The sequence below is a fragment of the Nocardia sp. NPDC003999 genome, assembly GCF_053604885.1.
In genome coordinates, this window is sequence record NZ_JBSGIB010000005.1 from 397,458 (window position 1) to 417,846 (window position 20,389).

Below are 20,389 nucleotides of genomic sequence, written 5' to 3' on the forward strand. Positions count from 1 at the left end.
GATATTGTCTCCAGGCGACAAGACAGGCGACGAATTTGATCCTTGCGCGACGGTGGCGAGAGGAGCTCCGCTTCCTACCGTTGTTATCGAACAACTACGCCGTTGCCGAGGACATCGCATGATGCTTTCCACTCTTCCGGACCGTCGCGCCGCAGCCACCCCGCAGGCACCAGCCCTTGCCGCTGACGGCATCGAACTGAACAACAGCGAGTTCCTGTCCGCCGTCCAGCGTGCCGCGTCCCGCCTGCGCGCCGCGGGCGTCACGACCGGCGGCGTCGTCGCGACCATGCTGCCCGGCGCCGTCGACCTGGTGGTGTCGCTGTTCGCGATCTGGCGCCTGGGCGCCACGGCCGCCGTGATCGACCCGACGGCGTCCGACGAGGAGGTGAGTCAGCGGATAATCGACGCGGACCCCGAGGTCCTCATCGTCATCGAGCATCCGTCGGCGATCGACGCTCCGGTCCGGGTCCTGCCCGCCGCGGCGCTCGGCGCGGCGGAACGCGACCCGACACCGGCGGTGCGGCCCGGCGGGGAGGCGCTGGCGCTGATCACCTACGGCGGCGGCATCCGGGCGATGCTCGATCACCGGAACCTGGAGGCCATGTGCCGATTCGTGATCGAGGTCTTCGCCCTCACCGATGCCGACCACAGCCTGTCGACGCTGCCGATGCGGCAGCTCTGCGGCATCTTGCTCGGCGCACTGTCGCCGTTGGTCGCGGGAGGTCGCACTACCTTGGCAGGCCCGCTGGACCCGGAATCGTTCCTGGAACGGGTCGAGCGAATCCGGCCCACCTACTCCTCCGCCTTCCCGAGCCTGTACGCGGCACTGACCGATCTGCCCGGCCGGGCGCGGTGGGACACCTCGTCGGTGCGTTTCGCCCTGTGCTGTGCGGCACCGGCCGGAAGTGAACTACGAAGCAGGTTCGAACACCGCTTTGGTGTACCCATCGTCAACGGATACGGGCTGAAGGAGGTCATCGCGCGGGCCCACGCGATCCGTTCACCGGCGGCAGGGGAGTCGAACCGCGCGTCCGTCGTGTCTTGACCCGCCACGGGCGAGCACCGCACGACCGACGTTCGGCTACCAGGGCAGGGCGCCGTCGGCGTCGAAGTATCCCCCCGTGGGGCCGTCCTGGCCCAGCCGCGCCATCCGCACGATGATCTCGGCGCCTTGCTCGACGCTCTGCAGGCCGGTGTTCCCGTTCAGATCGGTCTGGGTGAAGCCGGGCTCCACCGCGTTGATCCGGATGTTCGGAAACGCTTTCGCATACTGCACGGTGATCGCGTTGACCGCGGTTTTCGATGCCGGGTATGCGACGCCCGGGTAGGCGTACGCCCGGCTGCCGGGATCGCTGACCCGGGTCAGCGAGGCCAGCCCGCTGCTGACGTTCACCACGACCGGGGCGGTGGAACGTTGTAGCAGAGGGAGGAACGCGTGCAGGACGCGCACCGTGCCGAAGACGTTCGTCTCGAAGGTCTGGCGCATGAGGTCCGCGGTCACGTCCGCGGCGCCGATCACGGTGTTGGTCGCGGTCCATTCCGTGGCGATACCCGCGTTGTTGACCAGCACGTCCAGGCCGCCGTCGGCTTCGATGGCCGCGACGGCGGCCGCTACGGACGCGTCGTGGGTGACGTCGAGCTGGACTGTCCGTCCCCCCAACTGTTCGGCGGCCCGGCGTCCGCGCTCGACGTCCCGGCTTCCGAGGTAGACGGTGTGGCCCGCGGCGATGAGCCGGCGGGCGGCCTCGAAACCGAGACCTTTGTTCGCTCCGGTGATCAATGTTGTCGTCATGATCACGGACGCTAAATTCTAGAGCGTGCTCGAAGTCAAGCCGCAGCCGGAATCCGGTCCGCCACAGCAAGGTATGAGCATCGCCGAGGCCGCCCGGCGGACGGGGGTCAGCGTGCACACCTTGCGCTACTACGAACGCGCGGGCCTGGTCGTCACCCCGGTCGATCGCGCGGCCGGTGGCTGGCGGCGCTACCAGCAGTTGGACCTGGACTGGATCACCGTCTGCACCAAGCTGCGGGCCACCGGCATGCCCATCAAAACCATCCGCCGCTACGCCGAACTCGTCGCCGCCGGGCGCGGCAACGAATACGAGCGGCTCGCCCTCATGGAGGCGCATCGCGCCGAGGTGGCAGCCAAGATCGCCGAGTTGCACGAGAACCTCGACCTCATCGACCACAAGATCGACGTCTACCGCGGCAGGCTCGCCGTTGGCGACGCCGATCGGTTGTGGGCGCCCGACCGCCGAGCCGACGCACGCTGAGCAATCGGCTCCGAAATGCTTGCACCACAGGGCTAGTGGTCGAGCTGGGACAGGGCGAAGGCGGTGAGGAACCCGGCCACCGTGATCATTCCGACCCACAGATGGGCGTCCTCGAAGGCCTCCGGGATCATCGTGTCGGTGATCATGGCCAGGATCGCGCCCGCGGCCAGTGCGGTGATCGCGGCCAGCGCGGCGGGCGCGGCGTCACCGAGCAGTCCGTAGCCCGCCATGGCGGCCACACCGCTGATCACCGCTATCCCAGCCCACAAGCTGAACACGTAGCGCGGGCTGCGGTTCGCGCGGCGCATACCGGCCGCGCTGGACAGCCCTTCGGGAATATTGCTGATGAACACCGCGGCCACGGTGACCGCGCTGACGGTTTCGCCGCCGAGCAAACTCGCCCCGATGACGATGGACTCCGGTACACCCTCGAGCAGCGCGCCCAACGCGATGGCCGTGCCCGAGCCGGACTGCTCGGATTCGCTGGGTTGCTGGTCTCCCGAGCGCTTGCGGTGGCGAGCGCCGCGGCGGGCGAGGGCGACATTCGCCAGGGTGTAGATCCCCGCGCCGCCCACCGCGCCGAGGGCGGTGGGCGGCAGTCCGGCCTTCTCGTGCGCCTCGGCGATCAACTCGAACGACACCGCCGAAAGCAGTACTCCGCTACCGAATCCCATCACGCTGGCCACGATCTTCGTGGGAACGCGCGCCCAGAATCCCACGAGAGCGCCTATCAGCAGGGCGGATCCGGCCAGTAATCCCCATCCGCCCGCAGCCCACAACCCCGACACTCAACCGTCTCCTCACCGCTCGGAACGCGTCGACCAGCGCGGATCATCGCCGGCCACCTGTCCGAGCTACCCGCACCCGCCGGGACGGAAACGAAGCCCAGGAACAGCGGGGGAAGGGGCGGCGCATCGGGTCAGGGTGTGGCGGTGCGCGTCGCGGTGATCGCCACCGTCGTGTAGGGCAGGGTGAAACTCCCGCCCATCGCATCGATCGCCGCGCCGACACCGTCGAGCACTTGTGTCAGTTTGTCCTCCGGGAGGCGGGTCATGGAGCCGTGCGTCGGAAGTTGATCGAGCCACTCGTCGCGGGTGTAGGTGCGCTCCCACTGGAAACTCGATTCCAGTGGATCTTCGAATCGACCGGTCTCCCGGATGCCTTCGGCCGCTTTGTCCAGCATCTGCCGGTACACCTCCAAGGCTCGCGTGCCCGGCTGGAGGGTGAACGGCGAGTCGGGCGCCACCCGCCGGTACACCACGCCATACGCTTCCGCCACCTCGGTCGGGAGATGGAACACATGCCAGAATGCGGAGAGCACGCCTCGGGGACGCAGAACCTCCGCCGCTTTCGCCGCCCCCGCGACCGGATCGACCCAGTGCCAAGCCGTTCCCGCGATGACCGCATCGAAGACGCGGCCTGCGCCGTCCCAGGTTTCGAAGGTCGCCACGTCGACCTCCAACCCTCGGCCCCGTGCGAATTCCGCCATCCGCGGATCCGGTTCGACCCCCAGCACCGTGCAACCGGCCGCCTGGAACTGCCGGGCTTCGACACCGGTGCCGCAGCCGACATTCAGGACCGCGCGCCCGGGACTGATGGAAACGATGTGCTCTATCAGGGCTTCGGGATAGCTGGGCCTGGTCCGGTCGTAGCGTTCGGCATTCACCCCGAAGGACTCCGCGATCTGCCGGTGCCGGTGCGGCGTTTCCTCCGGCGAAGGTATAGTGGGCATGCGCCCACTTTAAATGGGCATGCGCCCACTCGGCAACGGGTGGGCCCGATCCGAACGGAAAGAGGCACCCGTATGCCCACCGGAGTCGCCCTCCGCGACGTGCGCGAGCAGTTGTTCGACGCCGCCGACCGGATCCTGCTCCGCGCCGGGCCGAGCGCGCTGACCAGCCGGGCGGTCACCGCGGAGGCGGGCTGCGCCAAAGGCGTTCTGCACCGGCACTTCACCGACTTCGACGACTTCCTCGCCGAACTGGTGACCGCCCGTATCGTCGAGATCGAGCGACGGGCTGCCGCTCTGCGGGAATCCGCCGGGAGCGGCGCCGTGGTCGAGCACCTCACCACCGCGCTGACGGACGTGTTCGGCCCGGTCACCACGGCCATCGTCGGCTTGATCACGTTCCGGGACGAATTGCGCGCACGCCTGCGCCGCGACCGGCCGACCGGCGTCCCCGTCCTCGCGGAAGCGACCGCCATGATCGCCGGGTACCTCACCGCCGAACGCGACCTCGGCCGGATCGCCGCGACCGCCGACGTCGACTCGCTCGCCCCCATGCTGATCGGGACCGCGCACCTGTTGTTCGCCGATCGGGACGCCGGTCCGCCCTCGCGTGAGGCGGTCGGCGGCGCGGTGAGCGCGGTCGTCGCGGGAGTACTGTCCGGCTAGTGCGAGCGCCGAGGTGAAGTCTCCGGCCCGGTGCTCGGCGTCGGGGCTCGGTCAGTGCGCGCCGAGCGCGTCGAGGATCATCGGACGCGCGGTCGCGAGTGCTTGCTGCCAGTAGGGCCAGGTGTGTGTCCCGTCGACGGTGTCGACGCGGGCGGTCATCCCGAGTTCCGCGAGCCGATCACGGAACATCTGGGCGGCGATCGTCGTCATCGACTCGAGGCCCATCGCGTTGACCGTGTTCCCGACTCCGAACGGCACGTCGAGCGGGCCGGGCAGCCCGTTGCCGGTCGAGACGTATATCGGCAGTCCGCGCAGCAATTCGGCCTGTTCGGTGGCGTCGTTGCGGCTCCAGGCAGGGTCCCCGACCGGCCCCCACATGTCGTCCACATTGAAATTGCCTTCGTCCCGCATGGCGGCGCGCATCGCTTCGTTCCAGAGCGGGAACGTCGGGTGCAGGAACCCGGAGAACGATCCGGCGAACTTGAACTGGTTGCGATGGTATCCGGCCAGGATCAGCGCGGCGTTGCCGCCCATGGAGGCGCCGACGACGGCATCGTTGGTTCGCGACACGCCGAACCGCTGGAGGTAGGCGGGCAGTTCCTGGGTGAGGAAGGTCTCCCATTTGTACGTCGTCTCTTGGCCGTTCGTGCTGCTCGGCTGGTACCAGTCGGTGTAGAAGCTCGAGTGGCCACCGACCGGCAACACCAGGGTGACGTTGTCGTCCGCGAATTGGGCCAAGGCGTCGGTATCGGTCGTCCACTGACTGTGGTCGGCGGGCGCGCGCAGGCCGTCGAGCAGGTAGAGCGCCGCGCTTCCGCCGCGGGCCGCCCATTGGACCTGGACTTTGATCGGTCCCATGCTGGACGGCACGGAGAGCTCGCTGAAACCGCGCGCCGGTGCGCGCAATATCGGCGCGTGGATCGGCGCGGCGGTAGCGACGGCTCCCCCGAGGGACGACATGAGCACGGCTGTTGCCATGACAGCGCCAGTCTTCCTCATTCGACCGCGAATACCCCGCTGTTTTCCGGACCGCGCCGCTGCGCCCACCCGCATACCTCCTACCCGTTCCTCGCTCGAAAACGAGATCCAATTCATTTGTAGTTCAGTACGATTCGCTTTCCCGGCATGCGCCTCCGCGCCCATGATCGCGAATTCATCCTACGTTGCGCCGTATTGGCTACCGGATCCATTCCAGTCAAACCTGGGAAGTCCGGGCTGCCCACCGGTGCGAGTGGTGTGGGCAGCGCACCGACGTCGGCCGGCTGCTGTGGCCCGGTCGGGCGACGAATCGCCGGTCGGGGAAACGCTGGTGAGCGCCTCGCTCTAATGGTAGCTCGACAGTTGCTATGCGACGGACCTTCGGCGTGTTCGAAATGCGGCGTGTCGCGACCGGGAGCCCAGTCGTCGGGATCCCGCAGTAGGACCGGGCCGTTGCGCGCTGCCGATCCGGTGCGGGGCGAGAATGGTCGCATGGCGATCTCGCTCGACCAGGCAGACTCGGTCCTCGCCGCGGCCCGCGAGGCGGCGACCGGACTCGGCGAGGCCGTGTCGCTGGCAGTGGTGGAACCCGGCGGAATCGTGGTGGCCGTCGCGCGGATGGACGGTGCGCCTGCGCGGGCGAGCGAAATCGCGAAACACAAGGCGGAGGCGGCCATCGCGCTGGGGTTCGACACCGTGCACGTGACCACCGCGCCGCGAGAACAGTCGCTGTTCGGCGAACCTCGGCGACCGGACGCCCACGCATTGGTGCCCAACGGCGGTGGCGTCCTCATCCGGATCCGCGGTACGGTTTTCGGTGCGCTCGGAGTATCCGGCGCGGCCTCCTCGATCACCGATCACAAGATCGGCGCAATCGCTGTCGCTCAACTGAATTGATCGCTCACTGCCCTCCATCCGGTGACACGGGCGCGTTCTTCGGCGGCAGCCCACCGGAAGCGATCGGACGGGGCTTGTCCTGCGCGCCTTCGAGGCCGCTGCGACCGAGGCGGGCATGCCCAGCGGTCAGGCGTCGAGCGCGCGCGGCTGCCGTCGCACCACCGGTGGCTCGGTGGACCACGGGAAATTGATCCAACGGTCGGTGCGCCGCCACACGTATTCGCTGTCGACTTCCGACCACGGCTTCTGGTAGATCACCGCACAGCGCACCTCGGCGACCTTGCCGGAACAGAAGTCGCGCACCAGCTTCAGGGTGGCGCCGGTGTCGGCGACGTCATCGGCGACCAGCACGGTGGCGCCTGCCAGATCCACCGCCTGCGGCACCGGCGGCAGCATCACCGGCAACTCCAGGCGCTGGTCGACGCCGGTGTAGAACTCGACGTTCATCACGTGCAGGTTCTTCACGTCCAGGGCGTAGCCGAGTGCGCCCGCCACGAACAGCCCGCCCCGCGCGATCGAGAGGATCAGATCGGGCTCGAAGCCGTCAGCGGCGATGGTCGCGGCGAGTTCCCGGCTCGCGGAACCGAACGACTCCCAGGTCAGTACTTCGCGATCCGTCACAGGCTCTCCCATCTCGCTGGCGCGACGCAGCGAGCATACGAGTGGCCGCGCAGGTTTCCCGGGCGGTTGCTCACTGCCATGGGAAGCCGGAGGCAAGATGGCCGGAAATCTCGATATCACGTCCGTATCTCTCGTCCGGCCTGTGTGTTCGCCGCCATACGCTCGAGCGCATGGACAGCCACTACGACGTGCTCGTCATCGGTTCCGGCTTCGGCGGCAGCGTCGCCGCGCTGCGCGCGACCGAGAAGGGATACCGGGTCGGCGTGCTCGAGGCGGGCCGGCGGTTCGCCGACCACGAGTACGCGAAGAACTCCTGGCATCTGCGCGAGTATCTCTGGGCGCCGAAACTCGGCTGCTACGGCATCCAGCGGATGACCCTGCTCAACGACACGTTCATCATGAGCGGGTCGGGAGTCGGCGGCGGGTCGCTGGTGTACGCCAACACGCTGTACGAGCCGCCGGAGAAGTTCTACCGCGACCAGCAGTGGGCGCACATCACCGACTGGCGTTCCGAGCTGGCGCCGTACTACGACCAGGCGAGGCGAATGCTCGGTGTGACCGAGAATCCGGCGACCACTCCGACCGATCGAATCCTGCGCGAAGTCGCGCAGGACATGGGCATCGGCGACACTTATCGCCGCACGCCGGTAGGGGTTCTGTTCGCGGACAACGGTTCTCGGCCGGGAAAGCAGGTCGCCGACCCGTTCTTCGGCGGCGTCGGGCCGGCGCGCTCGACCTGCACCCACTGCGGCGAGTGCATGACCGGCTGTCGGCACGGCGCGAAGAACACATTGGTGAAGAATTATCTCTACCTGGCCGAAAAGGCCGGAGCCACGGTGCATCCGCTGACGACGGTGACGGACGTGCGGCCGCGACCGGAGGGCGGCTACGAAGTGCGGACGGTGCGGACCGGGCGGTGGGCGCGCAAGGGCGAGCGGACGTTCATCGCGGACCAGGTGATCTTCGCGGCCGCCGCGCTCGGCACCCAGAAACTGCTGCACCGGTTACGCGAGAACGGCAGTCTGCCGCACGTCTCGTCGCGGTTGGGGCATCTGGCCCGCACCAATTCCGAAGCCGTGCTGGCCGCGCGGTCGCTGCGCAAGGACACCGACTTCACCAAGGGCGTGGCGATCACCTCGTCCATCCACCCCAACGAGCACACCCACATCGAGCCGGTCCGCTACGGCAAGGGCAGCAATGCGATGAGTTTGCTGGCCACCGTGCTCGTGGACGGGCATGAGGGCAGGGCGCGCTGGTGGCTGGGCGTGCGGGAGTTGATCGCGCACCGTCGCCACCTCGTCCGGCTGCACAGCCCGCGCCGCTGGTCCGAGCGCAGCATCGGCGTGCTCGTCATGCAGAACGTCGACAACTCGATCGTCACCTACACCAAGCGCGGCTTGTTCGGCAGGCGCATGACGACCAAGCCGGGCGACGGCGCCGCACCGCCGACCTGGATTCCGGAAGGACACGAGGTGACCAGGCGCATCGCGGAGAAGATCGGCGGCCTGCCGCAGGGTGGCTGGACCGAACTGATGAACATCCCGATCACCGGCCATTTCATCGGCGGCTGCGCCATCGGCGACTCGGCCGAGTCGGGCGTCGTCGACGCCTACCACCGGGTCTACGGACACCCCGGCCTGCACATCACCGACGGCTCGACCATCTCGGCGAACCTGGGCGTGAATCCATCCCTGACCATCACCGCCCAAGCCGAACGCGCCATGTCGTTGTGGCCGAACAAAGGCGAGGACGACCTGCGTCCACCTCTCGGTACGGCCTACCGCAGGCTCGCGCCGATCGAGCCGAAGAACCCGGTGGTTCCGGTCGCCGCGCCCGGCGCGTTGCGCCTGCCGATCACCCCGGTCTGAGCGGGCGGAAAACCGGTCGCGTGCGGCCGGTCCCGGTGCCAGGATCAGCGCATGCCCCGCCATGTCGTCCTCGAACCGCTCGACGAAGCGTTGCTCACCGATCTGCTGCACACCGCGGTGGCCGACGCGCATCCTGGCGAGGTCATGCCGGTGGAAGCGCCGGACGCGAGCTGGAATGCCGACCGAGAGGCGGATTTCCGAGCCTTCCACCGCGGCCGCGCGCTGGCGGAGCAGCCCGTCGAGTCGACCTACGGCATACGGGTGGACGGCGAGGTGGTCGGCGCGGCACGACTGTGCCGGTTGCCCGCCTCGGACGGCGCAGCCGAGGCGGGAGTCTGGCTCGGCCGCTCCCGCCGAGGCACGGGAATCGGCACCGCCGTGTTCGCCGCATTGATCGAGCGGGCAACCGCCGAGGGCTACTCGGGGCTGTTCGTGAGCACGACGCCGGACAACATTCCCGTACTCCGCCTGTTGACCGCACGCGGAATCGACTACGCCCTGAACGGCAACGAGGCCACCGCTTGGATTCGCTGCGGCTGAAGCCAGTGTCTCCGCGACTGAGTGAAGCGAGACCGAGCATGCGCCGTTCGCGGCCCGGCTCGCGTCCGAGATGCGACTGCATGAGCGGCAAACCACGCGCAGCCCGGTCACTTCAACCGCGCGCGACGTCGCAGCATTGATACCGACGCGCCCCGCGCACCTGCACCACGTCTTTCGAGCGAAGCGAGACCGAGCATCCGCCGTTCGCGGCCCGGCTCGCGTCCGAGCGGCCGCCGCGTCCGCGACGAAGTCGCCAGCGGCGGTCGCTCGGACGCGAGCCATGAGGGGGCCGCGAACACGCAGCGCCGCAGGCGCTGCAAAATGAACACTGTGCGCATCTTCTTGGCCGGTGCGACCGGCGTTATCGGAGTCCGCTTGCTTCCGCTGTTGATCGAGGCGGGGCACGAGGTCGCGGGGATGACCCGATCGGCGGGGAAGGCCGATCCTTTGCGGGCGCTGGGGGCCGAGCCGGTGGTGTGCGATGTGTACGACGCCGACGCCCTGTCCGCCGCCGTGGTCGGGTTCGGGCCCGACATGGTGATGCATCAGCTCACGGACCTGCCGGACGACGCGGCGCTGCTGCCGGAGCGGGCCGAGGCGAACGCGCGCATCCGTACCGAGGGCACCCGTAACTTGATCGCCGCCGCGCGGGCGGCCGGGGCGAAACGCTTTCTCGCCCAGAGTATCGCGTGGGAGCCGGCCGCGGGCCGGGGCGCGGTGATCCAGGAGCACGAAGCGGCTGTGCTGGACTTCGACGGCGTGGTGGTGAAGTACGGCCAGTTCTACGGTCCTGGCACCTACTACGAGACCGAGCTGCCCGCGCACCCGCGCGTGCATGTCGACGATGCCGCGGAGCGGACCATTCCGCTGCTGGATGCCTCGAGCGGTGTGGTGATCATCGCCGACGCGTCCTGACCGGCGGTCAGGACGCGCAGGGGCCGGTGTCGACCGGGCGGTCGGAGCGCCACCCGTGGTCGAGCCGGTCGAGGACTTCCGGCAGGCTCGTGGCGAATCCGACATTGCTGTTGTTCTCGTCGACACCGAACACGATGCCCAGCACCCGGCCGTCGCGGTCGACCAGTGGCCCGCCGGAATTGCCGTGCTGGATCGAACCGTCCAAGGTGTAGATCTCGCGTTCCCCGACACCGGTGCGGTAGATGTCGCGCACCTGGCGTTCGGCCCGGCCGCGCACCCGCGTGGCGGACGCGGTGTAGGACCCGCCCCTGGGGTAGCCGAGCGCGATCGCGTCGTCGCCGGGATCGGCCGGTTCGGGCGCGACGGTCAGGGCGGGCGCGGTGAGCCCGGGGACGGCGAGCACCGCGATGTCCATGGTCGGATCGAACCGCACCACAGTCGCGGTGAGCGATCCGGCCGCGGTGTCGACGGAGACTTTGCTGGAGCCCGCGACGACGTGCGCGTTGGTCAGCACGCGCTCCGGCGCGATGACGAATCCGGAGCCGGACTGGCGCACGCCGCAGGTCGGCGCGAGATCCTGGACGCGAAGCACACTCTGGCGCAGTGCGGCGGGCATCGGTCCCGCGACGATGCCCGGATCGGGCGGCGCGAGCGGGCGGCCGAGCCCGGCGTCCACGATCGGTCCGGTGAGCACCTCCGACAGTCCGGACAGCCAGAACGGCGCGACGTCGTCGACGGTCCGCACGGTCGTCGAATCACGCACCAGGGCGGACGATTCCAGCGGTGCGGCGAACAGCCACACCACCAGCGGCACCGCGAGCGCGTAGGCGAGACATCCGCAGACGGCGTCGGCGCGTTGCGCGACGGGATCGGACACCGTCGCGCGGGCGGCTCGTCCGGCCCGGTGCCCGGCGACCGCGCCGAACGCGACCAACCCGGCGACCACCGTCAGCGCGAGCAGGAGCCGCACGGCGCCGGGAGCCAGCTGACCGAACACCGTGGCCGAGAGCGCCGCGCCGAGAATCGCTCCTGCCAAGGCGCCCGCGAAACCGGGCAGTCCCACGATCGCGCCGCGACGCCAGCCGAGCACCGCGGCCACCACGACGGTGGTGAGCACGGCGAGATCCAGCCAGTTCGGCAAGGTCAACGCCATACTCCCGTCGCTGCTGGTGGACAACGGCGACGGATTCGTCGTCGGCCGCCCCGTCGCCATCCGGCTGTGTCACGGCCGACGAGTCGGCAACGGTCGAGCCGCTAATCTAATCAGCGATTCGAGCTGCGGCAACCACGCCGCGCTAGGCCGTCGGCTGGGTGGCCAGCGCTCGCCGGGCATACGCGCGCACGTCGGCATCGGTGTCGTCGATCGCGGCGCGCAGCGCGTCGTGCGCGGCGGGCAGGTCCGGCCACGCCGACAGCGACAGCACCGCCGCCTTGCGGACGTCGAGATGCGGATCGTGCAGTGCCGCAGCCAGGATCGGCACCGCGAGGTCCGGGTCGGCACCCGCGAGCCCGCGCGCCGCGCCCACCCGGATCTGCCAGGCCGAGTGACGCAGGGCGCCCGCCAGCGCGGTGACGTCGGCCGGCTCGGCGCCCAGCTGCGCGAACGCGGTCAGGGCCGCGGCGCGGACCAGCGGGTCTTGGTCGTCGGCGAGGCGGCGGATCACCTCGGCCCCGCCGTCGCCGATGGCGGCCAAGCCTTGGGCGACCGCGATCCGCACTTCCCGGTTGCCGTCGGCGGCCAGGGTGGCGACGCCGTCCCGATCGTTCAGCGAGACCAGCGCGCGGACCGCCTCGATGCGGACGCGATGATCCTCGTCCGCCAACGCCGCGCGGTAGTGCGCGGGTTCGCCTGCCCGCAGGGCGCGCAACAGATCGATCACCGTGGACCGCACGACGGGGTCGGCCGAGCCGAGCCGGTCGGAAAGTCCTGCCGCCGAGGGCAACACCTCGACGAGTTCGCGCAGGCTGGCCGCGGCGGCGCGCCGGACCGAGGCCGCCGTGTCGTCCAGCGCGTCGCCGAGGGCGGTCGCGAAGTCCTCCGGGGTGTGCTCGGTCAGCACCGAGATCGCCGCGGCCCGCACGCCCGCGTCGGCATCGGTCAGATAGCTGGACAATTGCTCCACGGTGGGCTCGTCGAGCGCGAGCAGCGCGACGATCCGGGGAGACGGGGGAGTGGCGGGCTGCGCCGGCGAACCGGCCGCGGTGCGATCGTGCTCAGCGCCGCCGCCGGTGTGCGGCGCACGGCCGACGACCTGGTGCGGCTGGTGCACCGGCACCACCTCGGCATCGGCCGAGGGCAGGTCGTCGAGCCCGGGCACCGGAACCAGGTACGGCGCCACCGGCCGCTTCAGGAACGCCATGGTTCCGTCGGGGTTCTTGCGCAGGTTGAGGTGGTATCGCCATTCGACATCGTCGCGTTCGGGTAGGTCGGCGCGCTCGTGGTAGAGGCCCCAACGGGATTCGGTCCTGGTCAGTGAGCTGCGGGCGGCCATCTCGGCGCAATCTCGGATGAACGACACCTCCGCCGCGCGCATCAGCTCGTGCGGGGTGCGCGCGCCGATGCCCTCGACCTCCCCGCGCATCCGGTCGAAGGTCTCCACCGCGATGGCCAGCTTGGTCGCCGTCTTGGGCGGCGCGACATAGTCGTTCACGAAACGTCGCAGCTTGTATTCCACCTGCGGTTGCGGCGGCCCCTCCGGCTGGCGCAGCGGCCGGTAGATCAGCTCATGGGCGGCGGCCAGCTGGTCCTCGGGCAACTCGGCGGGCGCGGCGACCTCGTCCAGGGTGGACGCGGCGTGCGCACCGGCGAGATCGCCGAAGACGAACGCGCCGATCATGTAGTTGTGCGGCACGCACGCCAGATCGCCCGCCGCGTACAAGCCGGGCACCGTGGTGCGCGCGTGCTCGTCGACCCACACGCCGGAGGCGGAATGGCCACTGCACAAACCGATTTCGGAGATGTGCATCTCGATGTCGTGGGTGCGATAGTCGTGGCCGCGGTTGGCGTGGAAGGTGCCTCGGGTGGGTCGCTCGGTGGTGTGCAGGATTCCTTCGAGCGTGCTCAGCGTCTCGTCGGGCAGGTGCGACACCTTCAGGTAGATGGGACCGCGCGCGGATTCGATCTCGCGCTTGACCTCGGCCATCATCTGGCCGGACCAGTAGTCGGAGTCGACGAAGCGTTCGCCTTCGGCGTTGACCTGGTAGCCGCCGAACGGATTGGCGACGTAGGCGCAGGCCGGGCCGTTGTAGTCCTTGATCAGCGGGTTGATCTGGAAGCATTCGATGCCGCTGAGTTCGGCCCCGGCGTGGTAGGCCATCGAGTAGCCGTCGCCCGCGTTGGTCGGGTTCTCGTAGGTGCCGTACAGGTATCCGCTGGCGGGCAGCCCGAGCCTGCCGCACGGCCCGGTGGCCAGGATCACGGCTTTCGCACCGACGGCAACGAATTCGCCGGTGCGGGTGTGCAGGGCGGCGGCGCCGACGGCGCGTCCGTTGTCGGTGAGCACGCGCACCGGCATGAGCCGGTTCTCGATGCGGATCTTCTCGCGCATCTTGCGCTGGCGCAGGACGCGATACAGCGCTTTCTTGACATCCTTGCCCTCGGGCATCGGCAGCACGTACGAGCCGGACCGGTGCACTCGGCGCACGGCGTACTCGCCGTACTCGTCCTTCTCGAACTTCACGCCGTAGCGTTCCAGCCGCTGCACCATGGCGAAGCCGCGCGTCGCGGTCTGGTAGATCGTGCGCTGGTCGACGATGCCGTCGTTGGCGCGGGTGATCTCGGCGACGTAGTCCTCCGGCTCGGCCTTGCCCGGGATCACGGCGTTGTTCACGCCGTCCATGCCCATGGCCAGCGCGCCGGAGTGCCGCACGTGCGCCTTCTCCAGCAGCAGCACGTTCGCGCCCTGCTCGGCGGCGGTGAGCGCGGCCATCGTGCCCGCCGTGCCGCCGCCGATGACGAGCACGTCGCAGTCCAGCCGAATCCGTTCCGATAGCGGCGGAATGTTCACAGTTTCTCCAGGATCTCGGCCTTCGTCGCGGCCCGGTCGATCGCGTCCCTCGGGCTGGGCACCGGCACCAGCGCCCGCAGCGTGCCGCCGCCGAGCACGGCGATGCGGTCGCCGAGCAGCAGGGCCTCGTCGAGGTCGTGGGTGACGAAGACGATGGTGGTGGGGTGGGCGCGCCAGGTCTGGATCAGCAGGCGCTGCATGGTTTCCCTGGTCTGGGTGTCCAGTGCGCCGAAGGGCTCGTCCATCAGCACGGCGCGCGGCGCGGCGGCCAGGCTGCGCGCGAGCTGGACGCGCTGGCGCATGCCGCCGGACAGGTCGCGCGGCAGGTAGTCGGCGTAGCCGGTGAGCCCGACCTCGTCCACCCAGTGCAGGGCGGTGGCCCGCCGCTGGGCTCGCGGTGTGCCGCGCAGGCGCAAGGCGAGTTCGATGTTCTGCCGCACGGTGCGCCACGGCAGCAGGGCGTCGTCCTGGAACACCAAGGCACGGTCGGCCGCGGGCCCGGTGACGTGGTCGCCGTCGGCCAGGATGGCTCCGTCCTCCGGCCTCCGCAGTCCGGCGACCGCGCGCAGCAACGTCGACTTGCCGCAGCCGGATTTGCCGACCACGACGAGAATTTCGCCCGGCGCGATGGACAGGTTCAGCCTGTCGAGCACCGGCTCGCCGCTATAGGCGATGCGGACACCGCTGAGACTCAAGGCCATTCCGGTCGATGCCGGTGCGTCGATCACTGTGGTCATGCTTCGACCTCCCTGGGCAGCCAGCGGGTTATGCGGCGGCCGGCCAGCTCGACCAGCCCCGATGTCGCGAAACCGAGGACGCCGATGGTGATCATGCCGACGAACACCGCCGGATAGTCCACGATGGTGTAGGCCTGCCAGGTGCGGTAGCCGACGCCGAGGCGTCCGGAGATCATCTCCGCGGAGATGAGACAGATCCACGCCACGCCGACGCCGACGGACAGCCCGCTGAAGACGCCGGGCAGGATGCCGGGGAACACCACGCGGGTGAGCACGTCCAGCCGGGACGCGCCCAGCGTGCGCACCGCGTCCTCCCAGATCGTGGGCAGTGCGCGCACCGCGTGCCTGGTGCTGACCAGCACCGGGAACAGCGACGCGGTGAACGTGATGAACACGATGCCGGACTCGTCGTTGGGGAACAGCAGGATCGCGACCGGCACCAGGGCGATGGCCGGGATCGGGCGGACGAGTTCGGCCAGCGGGCCGAAGGTGTCGGCGAGCAGCCGCGACCGGCCCAGTCCGATGCCCGCGATCACGCCGATGACCGCGGCCAGCCCGAAGCCGGTGACGATCCGGATCAGCGACTGCGCGATGTCCAGGTAGTACTGGTCGGAGCGCAACTGCGTGCCGAATTCGGCGACGATCTCGGTGACGGTCGGCAGCGTGTCGAACCGCAGGCCCGCCGCCCGCACGTTGTTGACCGTGAGCAGCTGCCACAGTCCGACCGCGGCGGCGACCGAGCCCACCCGCAGCAGGCGCGAGCGCCAGGCCGATCGCAACGCCGGCGTGGCCGCCGATCGGGTGGCGGCGGGTTCGGCCGCGGCCCGCACTGCCGGTGCGGCCAGTTCGCTGGTCATCCGCGTACTTCCGTGACGGCCTGGTCGTAGCCGACCGGCGTGGCGGACGGGTGCGCCTGCCGGTAGCGCTGCGCGGCCGCGGTGGTGGTGAAGGGCAGGTAGGCGGCGCCGTCGCGCAACCAGATCGACTTGTCGGCGAACCAGCGGGTGCCGAGTTCGGTGTCCGGGACGTAGGCGGCGCGGATCGTCCGGCCCTGCGCTTTCGCGGCCTGGACAGCGCGCAGCAGGCAGGTCGGGTCCGCGGCCGGTTGCGGCTTCGCCGCGCCGTCCACCCACAGTTCGCCGGCCAGCGCGGGGTTCTCCGCCGCTTTGCCGCAGATCGGGTCGGCGCCGGTGACCCGGGTCGGGTTGGCGGTGGCGGCCAGGTCGCGGTCGTAGTCGCCGCGTCCGGTCTCCGTGTACGCCTTGCGCAGCGGCCCGTCGTCGACGAACCGATCGATGTCGAGGTCGGCGAAGTCGCCGATCGACTTCAGGTAGGCCACATCACCTTTGAGCGCGTTGACCAGGCTCGACTTGAGCGTGGTGTCGAAACTCGTTCCGCCGGGACCGTTGTAGAGGTACACCACCTCCTGCGGCAGCCCGGACCCGTCGGCGACGATCTCGGCGGCTTCGAACGGCTTCTCCTGCAGGAATTGGGTGGCATCCAACTGCGCGGCCAGGAACGCCTGCAGGACCTCAGGGTGATCGGCGGCGTACGCGCGTCGGGCCACCACGCCGTGGAAGGTCGGCACGCCGAGTTCTGCGCCGTCGTAGAGCAGCTTGGCCTTGTTCTGGAAGACGACCAGACCGGGCCACGCGACGAATTGGGACAGCGCGCCCACTTGGTGGGATTCCAGGGCGGTCGCGCCGACCTGCGGCTGCTGGTTGAGCACTTCAACGCCCTTGGCCGGATCGATGCCCGCCCGGGACAGCGCCTGCACCAGCGTACCGTGCCCGGCCGAGCCCACGCTGGCCGAGATCTTCTGGCCCGCCAGGTCGCCGATGCCGGTGGCCGCCGAATCGTTCGGTACGACGACCATGTTCAGCGCGCCCTTGGGGTTGTACCCGGTGACCGACACCAGTTCGGTCCGCGCGCGCTCGTTGACCTGGGTGCGAGAGCCGTTGATCAGCAACGGGTAGTCGCCCATGGAGCCGATGTCGATCTTCTCGGCCACCATCTGCGCGGTGATCGGCGCGCCGGTGTCGTAGTCCTGCCACTCGACCTGGTACTTCGCCCCACCGTTGTCGGTGATCTTCTGTAGCCGCTGCTCGAGGTAGCCCTGCGCGCGCAGCAAGGTGCCCGCAGTGACGGTGTTGATGGTCTTGGACTGGTAGCCGACGACCACCTTGACGGTGCCGGCGGGGGTGTCGTCGGACTGCTCCAGCGAGCACCCGGTCAACGCGAGCGCGGCGGCGAGCAGGACGGGGGCGAGTTTCACTTTCATCGGTCTTCCAGATCAGCGGAGCAGGTAGGGCATGTTGACGGTGACGGCGCCGGTGGGGCAGCGGGCCGCGCAGGGACCGCAGTACCAGCACTCGTCCACGTGCATGAAGGCTTTGCCGTTCTCGGGGTTGATGGCCAGCGAGTCGAGCGGGCAGATCTCGACGCACAGCGTGCACCCCTGGATGCACAGCGACTCGTCGATGGTGACGGGGATGTCGGCGCGCTGGTTGACGAGTGCCATCTAGAGGACCTTCCATTCGGGTGTGCTGCGGGTCAGGCTGCCGCGCATGGTGATGCGGTCACCGCGCATGCGGATGTACTCCAGATCGACCGGACGGCCGTCGTCGAGCCGGGTCAGTCGTTCCAGCATCAGCAGCGGCGCGCCGCCGGGGACGTCGAGGGTGGAGGCGGTGTGCGGGTCGGCGGGCACCGCTTCCAGGGCGAGGTCGGCCGAGCCGAGCGACTGGCCGCTGATGCGTTCCAGCAGCACGAAGACGTCGGTGTGCTCGAGGTCGTGGCCGAGTATCTCGGTGCCGATGTCGGGCACGAGGTAGGTGAGGTCGAGGCTCAGCGGCAGATCCGCCAGGTAGCGCAGGCGCTCCAGATAGACCACGCGCTCGCCGGGCGCGAGACCGAGCCTGCGCGCGACGGCGGGCGGCGCGGCGACGTGCATCGCCGCGCGCACCTCGTTGCGCACGGTGCCGTGGCCCTTGAAGGTCTCCTGCAGCCCGAGCAGAGCGTCGAGCCCGTGGTCGTACTTGCGGGTGGCCACCCGGGTGCCCACTTTCGGCGCCCGGTCGATCAAGCCCTCGTCCTTCAACAGCGCCAAGGCGTCGCGCACGGTGTTGCGGGAGGCGCCGTACTCGGCGGCGAGTTCCTGTTCGCTCGGCAGCGCGTTCTCGAACGCGCCCGCGTGCAACTGGTGGCGCAAGATGTCGGCCACCCGCCGCGCTTGATCGGCGCGCAACTGCCGCACCGGCGTGGGTTCCGCTGCCACCGTCTCCGCCTTTCTATCGCTGACCTGCACGAATAGCGACGATAGTGTGGTTGTGGTCGCGCGCTTTCCCGCGTCGCCGCCGGGAGAAATCAGAGGATGTTATTGCGCCGGGAGCCTCGCGGCCCGACCTGGCGATATGCGCGGCCGTACGGCTAATACGCCACGTCGGGTTACGGCGGCCGAATTCGGATCACAGCGATTCGAAAGCGAGGTCCCGCGGGCCGCGTCGCGCGAATCTACGGTCGCGGACCGTAGGTATTGAGGAACAGCGCCGGCCCGGCGCCGAAGAAGCCCGCGCGATCCAGAGCGAGCAGGGCCGCGAGCGCTTTGGCGGTGTAGACGGTCTCCAGGTGCAGCCCGGCGCGTTCGGCGCGCTGTGCGGCATCCACGGCGGCGGGCGTGGTGTGGCCGTAGCCGGGGCCGAGCCATTCGATGGTCAGCGTGAGGTCCTCCGGCCGCAGCCCGGTCGGCGCGAAGCGCGCTCCGCGGGCGCGGAGCAGACGCTCGGTCCGTCCGGCGAGCCGGACGATGTGCTTCGCGTCGAGGGGGAGCGTGTCGTTGACGACGACTCCGACCACGCGCGTGCGCAGTCCGGCCAGGCGCAGGCCGAGTGCGAGGCCCGCGGCGGTGCCGCCGGATCCGACCGCGGTGACGATGTGCCCCGGCTCGGGCAGCTCACCCGCCGCGATCTGTGCCGCGAGTTCGCACGCCACCTCGACGTAACCCAAGGCTCCGACCGGCGACGATCCGCCCGCGGGCAGGAAGTACGGACGCGTGCCGCCCCGCACGCGTCGCAGATACAGCCAGGGCGCCGCGAGGATCGTGCGCAGTTTGGTGTGCGTGAAATGCAGAGCGGCGCCTGATTTCTCCAGCCGCCGCAGTTGCGCGCGCACGTGGTCGTCGACCGGCTGGTCCACCAAGGCGAGCTCGGTATCGATGCCCTGGGCACGGCCGTACAGGGCGGTGGCGAGCCCCCAGTTTGTTCCGGTGCCGCCAACGGTGAGGATGGTGCGCGCGCCCCGTCGCCGTGCCTCCGGCAGCAGCCACTCCAGCTTGCGGACCTTGTTGCCGCCCCATTCGCCGTCGCCGTATCCGCTTTCGTCCTTGCACCACAGCTGGGCCGTGGTGCCGAGGTCGCACCGGCGGACGGGCGTCGGAGCGGTGCCGAGGCGGACGAACGGCAAGGTGTCGGCCACCTCGGGAAAACGCTGGTGCAGCAGTGCCCCGGTCACGGTGTGATCGCGTCGGGGATGCCCAGCAGCGCCGCCTGGACCTCGTGCAGCCGGTCGATGTCGCCGCGAATGCCCGCGACGTTGTCGTTGTACAGGAACGCCTCACCGAGCCGGACGAGCGCGTAGGCCAGCAGCGCGGGTTCCAGCGGCGGATCGTAGCCGTCCTCTTCGGCGGCGCGCGCGATCAACTCCTGGACGGTGCCGACGACCAGCGGCTGTACCGGCCCGTCGCTCGCGGTGAGGATGCGCAGGCCGGACAGCGGCTCGTTCTCGAAGTAGCGCCGGAACGGCTCGTTGTCGGTCATCCAGCGGTTGACCCGGTAGAGCACGTCCAAGATGCGCCGCGCGCCGGTGGAGCGGCGACGGGCGTCGGCGCGGGTGAGCAGCGCCTCGAACTCGCCGGCCAGAACGGCACCGAGCACTCCGTCGCGGGAGCCGAACCAGCGGTAGACCGAGGCGCGGCTGAGTCCGAGCTGCCCGGCGATCGCCTGGATGTCCACGCGCTCGCCGGACAGGAACGCCCTGCGAGCATGCTCGATGACCTGTTCCCTGGTCGCGGAGGCCGGGCGGCCGGGAGGACGGGTGGTCCGCTGACTGGAATCGATCACCGCGGAATGGTACATCTTTTAGAACATGTATCGAAACGCGC

Annotated in this window: 21 protein-coding genes; 7 read left to right on the forward strand and 14 right to left on the reverse strand. The window is 69.6% G+C overall.

Annotation, left to right across the window (positions count from 1 at the left end):
* The first annotated feature begins 118 nt into the window (after positions 1-118).
* Entirely contained in the window at positions 119-1,045 is a 927-nt protein-coding gene (locus ACWESM_RS14780) for a class I adenylate-forming enzyme family protein (protein ID WP_452492153.1), read from the forward strand.
* 36 nt (positions 1,046-1,081) lie between these two features.
* Here the strand turns inward: ACWESM_RS14780 and ACWESM_RS14785 are convergent, their stop codons facing one another.
* The gene (locus tag ACWESM_RS14785) at positions 1,082-1,792 is read right to left on the reverse strand and encodes an SDR family NAD(P)-dependent oxidoreductase (RefSeq protein ID WP_397279769.1); all 711 of its coding nucleotides are present in this window, start codon (positions 1,790-1,792) and stop codon (positions 1,082-1,084) included.
* Positions 1,793-1,817: 25 nt separating this feature from the next.
* Between ACWESM_RS14785 and ACWESM_RS14790 the strand changes: the two genes are divergently transcribed.
* Entirely contained in the window at positions 1,818-2,273 is a 456-nt protein-coding gene (locus ACWESM_RS14790; RefSeq protein ID WP_364433361.1) for a MerR family transcriptional regulator, read from the forward strand.
* 32 nt (positions 2,274-2,305) lie between these two features.
* Here the strand turns inward: ACWESM_RS14790 and ACWESM_RS14795 are convergent, their stop codons facing one another.
* Complete coding sequence (locus ACWESM_RS14795; protein ID WP_452492156.1) at positions 2,306-3,061, reverse strand: ZIP family metal transporter; 756 nt, start codon at positions 3,059-3,061, stop codon at positions 2,306-2,308.
* Positions 3,062-3,192: 131 nt separating this feature from the next.
* A complete protein-coding gene (locus ACWESM_RS14800) occupies positions 3,193-4,005 on the reverse strand; it encodes a class I SAM-dependent methyltransferase (protein WP_364433357.1) in 813 nt (270 codons plus the stop codon).
* A gap of 72 nt (positions 4,006-4,077) precedes the next feature.
* Between ACWESM_RS14800 and ACWESM_RS14805 the strand changes: the two genes are divergently transcribed.
* Positions 4,078-4,668, forward strand: coding sequence for a TetR/AcrR family transcriptional regulator (locus tag ACWESM_RS14805; RefSeq protein ID WP_364433354.1), 591 nt, complete (start codon positions 4,078-4,080; stop codon positions 4,666-4,668).
* Between the two features lie 51 nt (positions 4,669-4,719).
* Here the strand turns inward: ACWESM_RS14805 and ACWESM_RS14810 are convergent, their stop codons facing one another.
* On the reverse strand, positions 4,720-5,646 hold the full coding sequence (locus ACWESM_RS14810; RefSeq protein ID WP_355080442.1) for an alpha/beta hydrolase: 927 nt from the start codon (positions 5,644-5,646) through the stop codon (positions 4,720-4,722).
* Between the two features lie 492 nt (positions 5,647-6,138).
* Here ACWESM_RS14810 and ACWESM_RS14815 point away from each other — a divergent pair, with 492 nt between their 5' ends.
* Positions 6,139-6,543 (forward strand): GlcG/HbpS family heme-binding protein, encoded by a 405-nt coding sequence (locus ACWESM_RS14815; RefSeq protein WP_452492158.1) that lies wholly within the window; start codon positions 6,139-6,141, stop codon positions 6,541-6,543.
* A gap of 126 nt (positions 6,544-6,669) precedes the next feature.
* On the opposite strand, the gene ACWESM_RS14820 is transcribed toward ACWESM_RS14815, so the two are convergent.
* On the reverse strand, positions 6,670-7,176 hold the full coding sequence (locus ACWESM_RS14820; RefSeq protein WP_355080438.1) for a phosphoribosyltransferase: 507 nt from the start codon (positions 7,174-7,176) through the stop codon (positions 6,670-6,672).
* Between the two features lie 158 nt (positions 7,177-7,334).
* Here ACWESM_RS14820 and ACWESM_RS14825 point away from each other — a divergent pair, with 158 nt between their 5' ends.
* The 3 genes from ACWESM_RS14825 to ACWESM_RS14835 all read left to right on the forward strand — a co-directional run bounded on the left by ACWESM_RS14825 (position 7,335) and on the right by ACWESM_RS14835 (position 10,487).
* Positions 7,335-9,032, forward strand: a complete 1,698-nt coding sequence (locus ACWESM_RS14825) for a GMC family oxidoreductase N-terminal domain-containing protein (protein ID WP_397279762.1) — start codon at positions 7,335-7,337, stop codon at positions 9,030-9,032.
* A gap of 51 nt (positions 9,033-9,083) precedes the next feature.
* Positions 9,084-9,572 carry a GNAT family N-acetyltransferase gene (locus ACWESM_RS14830; protein ID WP_356965253.1) on the forward strand — a complete coding sequence of 163 codons (489 nt, stop codon included), beginning with the start codon at positions 9,084-9,086 and terminating at the stop codon, positions 9,570-9,572.
* A 321-nt stretch (positions 9,573-9,893) separates the two neighbouring features.
* On the forward strand, positions 9,894-10,487 hold the full coding sequence (locus ACWESM_RS14835) for an NAD-dependent epimerase/dehydratase family protein (protein ID WP_452492160.1): 594 nt from the start codon (positions 9,894-9,896) through the stop codon (positions 10,485-10,487).
* A gap of 7 nt (positions 10,488-10,494) precedes the next feature.
* On the opposite strand, the gene ACWESM_RS14840 is transcribed toward ACWESM_RS14835, so the two are convergent.
* From ACWESM_RS14840 to ACWESM_RS14880, 9 genes are all read right to left on the reverse strand, one after another.
* Positions 10,495-11,664: a MarP family serine protease gene (locus ACWESM_RS14840; RefSeq protein ID WP_397279756.1), complete on the reverse strand. Its 1,170-nt coding sequence runs from the start codon at positions 11,662-11,664 to the stop codon at positions 10,495-10,497.
* 118 nt (positions 11,665-11,782) lie between these two features.
* Positions 11,783-14,494: a fumarate reductase/succinate dehydrogenase flavoprotein subunit gene (locus ACWESM_RS14845; RefSeq protein ID WP_364437997.1), complete on the reverse strand. Its 2,712-nt coding sequence runs from the start codon at positions 14,492-14,494 to the stop codon at positions 11,783-11,785.
* Positions 14,491-15,231: an ABC transporter ATP-binding protein gene (locus tag ACWESM_RS14850; protein WP_452492161.1), complete on the reverse strand. Its 741-nt coding sequence runs from the start codon at positions 15,229-15,231 to the stop codon at positions 14,491-14,493. The genes ACWESM_RS14845 and ACWESM_RS14850 overlap by 4 nt, the downstream gene beginning before the upstream one ends.
* Entirely contained in the window at positions 15,228-16,088 is an 861-nt protein-coding gene (locus ACWESM_RS14855; protein WP_356969639.1) for an ABC transporter permease, read from the reverse strand. Before ACWESM_RS14855 ends, ACWESM_RS14850 begins: the two co-directional genes overlap by 4 nt.
* The gene (locus ACWESM_RS14860) at positions 16,085-17,512 is read right to left on the reverse strand and encodes an ABC transporter substrate-binding protein (protein ID WP_452492163.1); all 1,428 of its coding nucleotides are present in this window, start codon (positions 17,510-17,512) and stop codon (positions 16,085-16,087) included. The genes ACWESM_RS14855 and ACWESM_RS14860 overlap by 4 nt, the downstream gene beginning before the upstream one ends.
* Positions 17,513-17,524: 12 nt before the next feature.
* Positions 17,525-17,752, reverse strand: coding sequence for a 4Fe-4S dicluster domain-containing protein (locus ACWESM_RS14865; protein ID WP_039797742.1), 228 nt, complete (start codon positions 17,750-17,752; stop codon positions 17,525-17,527).
* Entirely contained in the window at positions 17,753-18,508 is a 756-nt protein-coding gene (locus ACWESM_RS14870) for a GntR family transcriptional regulator (protein ID WP_452492165.1), read from the reverse strand.
* Positions 18,509-18,744: 236 nt separating this feature from the next.
* On the reverse strand, positions 18,745-19,740 hold the full coding sequence (locus ACWESM_RS14875; RefSeq protein ID WP_364437987.1) for a 1-aminocyclopropane-1-carboxylate deaminase/D-cysteine desulfhydrase: 996 nt from the start codon (positions 19,738-19,740) through the stop codon (positions 18,745-18,747).
* The gene (locus tag ACWESM_RS14880) at positions 19,737-20,348 is read right to left on the reverse strand and encodes a QsdR family transcriptional regulator (RefSeq protein WP_356969632.1); all 612 of its coding nucleotides are present in this window, start codon (positions 20,346-20,348) and stop codon (positions 19,737-19,739) included. Before ACWESM_RS14880 ends, ACWESM_RS14875 begins: the two co-directional genes overlap by 4 nt.
* Positions 20,349-20,389: the final 41 nt, after the last annotated feature.